General features: G+C 43.1%; 1 protein-coding gene. It reads right to left on the bottom strand.

Features of this window, described 5'->3' with window-relative positions; translation table 11 throughout:
• Positions 1 to 189: 189 nt before the first annotated feature.
• Positions 190 to 3,207 carry an ATP-binding response regulator gene (locus tag NJ959_RS27585; protein WP_444881960.1) on the bottom strand — a complete coding sequence of 1,006 codons (3,018 nt, stop codon included), beginning with the start codon at positions 3,205 to 3,207 and terminating at the stop codon, positions 190 to 192.
• Positions 3,208 to 3,217 lie beyond the last annotated feature (10 nt).

Here is a 3,217-nt window from a genome sequence, read left to right as displayed (position 1 = left end):
GCAATAAACCGGAGGCTCTGCCTCTTATTGAGAATGGTGCAAGATCTCAGTTAAAACGGACTGAAATCACCAAATTTAATCGGTTTCAATATTAACTCAACATATAGAACTTAACCTAGCCCAATTTAACCAAATTTTCCCCAACTACAACATAAATCCAACTCTGGCATTGTTATAAGATGAGTCGCTTCAATTAGCGAAAGCCTGATGAATTTGCTCCAATAATTCACTCATGGAATGGGAATCACCTCGCATAATATGAGTAGCAACAGATTCTAATTGGGACTCTAATTCAACTAAAGAATTGTCATAGTTATGGACAGATTCCTTCATTTTATTAGCTTCTAATCGGCGATCTAGTACTAGAATTGGCGGTAAATGTGGGAACTCTTGTAAACGAATTAGTTCTTCTTTCAGTCCCCCTGGATTGCTAATGTTACTTAAACGAATCAGGAGTAAATCAACCGTTTGCTCTTCAAGTTGAGCATATACATCTGTCCAACAGCGGGATAGAAAGCTTCTAAAACCAGCAGTGTGTAAGTATTGCATTAGTGCTTGCAGCCACGGAGAGAGGACAGTGAGAGGATGAGAAAGGGGAGATTCACTCATCTCCTCACCTTCCTTACCATTACCAATATCCATAACAAGAATACTGTACTGACAACTAAGTCCAGCCGCCACTTGAATAACTTCCATTAACGCGCTAACTTTATGCTGGTCATCAATTGCTAAACAGGGATAAACTGAAAGACCACTCACTTGATTAGCGGCTTGGGTAATCTGGCAATCTAGAGTGACTAGGGGTAAAGAAGCCAAACTAGGTTCTAAGGAGAAAGCTTGTAAGTATGATACCGGATCGGTGATGCCAATACCATCAAGTAAAACGATATCTGGCCGCCAAACCTTAGCTAATAATTCTGCTTGATCTAAATCGTCAGCTTCCAGAATGCGGTATTGCAGTTGTGAATGCTCAATTCTCAATTCATCGGTTAACTGAGAAATTAGCTGATTGGAGTGCAAAACAGTATTCTCTAACCCGCTACTCAGGTACAGAATAGTCAGAGTGGTGCTATTCTTATAATGATGTTTGCCTAAGCGAGTTAAGCTTTGCAAAAGAGCTGATTCTTGTACAGGTAAGCTTAAGAAACCATCAGCATTGTGAGCTAATGCTAGCTCTTTTTCTGCCTGAGTTGTTGTGACTAAAACTGGAATGTGACTGGTGTGAATATCAGATTTGAGGATAGTCAAGACATCCCAGCCAGAAAGTTGAGGTAGGAGGGGATTGAGGAAGATAACAGAGGGTTGCAATCGGCGAGCTTTTTCAATGGCTTCCATACCAGAGCGAGCAATAACTACCCAATAACCTAAACGTTCAAGTTGTGCGTTCAAATCCTCCAAGTAGCCAACTACCGTTTCGACAATTAACACCAAACGGTTGCGGATGGGAACTTGGGGATGGCACAATCCAGCAAAGGTTTCTTCTTGAGGTGGACAAGGTGGAAGCAGAAGAGTAAAATCGCTACCTTCACCACTTTTGGAAATAAATGAAACATCGCCACCGTGCAAACGGGCGAGGCGTTGAGTTAAGAATAATCCTAAACCAGTACCCTGATGAGTGCGAGTCAGGGGATGTTCTAATTGCTGGAATTTTTGAAAGATGAGGTGCTGTTTTTCGGCGGGGATACCAATACCAGTATCCCAAACTGTGAAAGCTACCCAGCCTGCAAAAGCCTTGACTTTTAATCCAATTCCACCATCAGATTCTGTAAATTCGAGGGCATTAGATAATAGATGTACGAGCATTTGCCGCAATCGCAATTCGTCGGCAATAATCATTTCTAATCCCGATTCAATCTCTAAAGTAAATGGAATTTCTGGAGCGCCTGCTTCATACTTTTGGTCTTTATCGCGGTGGGCTTGTTGGGCTTGGTTATAGGCGCGATCGCAAACTGTCTTAATCTGGACTGGCTCTAAGGTAAGTTCCAGTTGTCCGGTTTCTATACGAGTTAAATCTAGGATATCATTAACCACCATCATCAGCTGACGACCGCTCTGATAAATCAACCGAGCGTACCTAGCTTGACGATCGTTGAGGGCACCTAATCCTTGATCTTTCAGAAGGGTAGATAACCCCAAAATTGCTGTAATTGGCGTTTTTAGTTCGTGACTAATACAGGCTAAAAACTCATCTTTTAGTCGGTTTAGGTGGACTAAATCCGCATTTTTGGCTACTAATTCTTTAGCAACTTCCTGTTGCTCTGTAGTGTCTTGAGCTAAGACTAAGCATAAAGAAGAGGTGAGAGGTAAGATGTCAGAGGATGGTGAATGGGGGGAAGATAATTTAAAATCCCATTCTTTTGGGTAGAGGGATTTTACTGTTTCCTGTTCCCTTTGAATTTTGACTTTTGTTAGCGCAGCGGGACGAAGTCCGTTTTGACTTTTGACTTCTTCCTGAAAAAGTGATGGGGAAAGAGGAATTTTGGTGAAAGAAAGAATGCGATCGTAATTTTTTATTGAGATATCCGATGGAATATCCTGAGTTACGATCGGGGTTGGTGTCAAACTGAGACTCAAAAGTGGTACGGCTGTTGCCAATAAGAGGGAATGTGCGCTAGGGCAGTAACAGAGTTCTACCTCTTCTGTTGGATACTTACTATATGGGGATGGATTTTCAAACTGAGTAGCCGTCAACGCTCCAATCGAGTCTGGCGATGTCGGAATCAGCTCACGCCAAGCCAGATTTTCTCCGAGGATTTCCCCGGTAGTTGTTTGTAAGCTTAAGGGTAAAGGCAATTGTTCCAAAAGTTGGAGCAGGGGCTTAAGGGGTTCAGATGAAGTTATCTCCCCCCTCTCTCCCATCTCCCCCCGATCTAGCGATCGCAAATTGATATAGGGTGGGGGTTGTGCCTCCGCAATCGCTGGGCTATCGTTGCTTCTAAACTTTCCTGCCAAGGATTTTAATAGTTGCCAGCTATTGAGCAATCCCAAAAACCTACCATCCTCTTCTACTAATGCCCAAGCAGAGTTGAGTGGGTTTTTTGGAGTGGGTTTTTTGGAGTGAGTTTTTTGGAATGGGGAGTGGCAAAAGGGTGAGGAAAACCGGGAGCCGATCCCAGAAAGCCTCTCACCAGAGAATCCCATTCCCCATTCCCGATTAGGATTGACAGAATTTACAGATCCTACAGGATTCTTTTCCCTATCCCCCATTCCCCATTCC

The organism is Limnofasciculus baicalensis BBK-W-15, from assembly GCF_024178385.1.
In the GTDB taxonomy this organism is placed as follows: Bacteria; Cyanobacteriota; Cyanobacteriia; order Cyanobacteriales; family Coleofasciculaceae; genus Limnofasciculus; species Limnofasciculus baicalensis.
The sequence above is the reverse complement of the archived record's forward strand: the minus strand, read 5'-3'. Positions and strand labels throughout refer to the sequence as shown.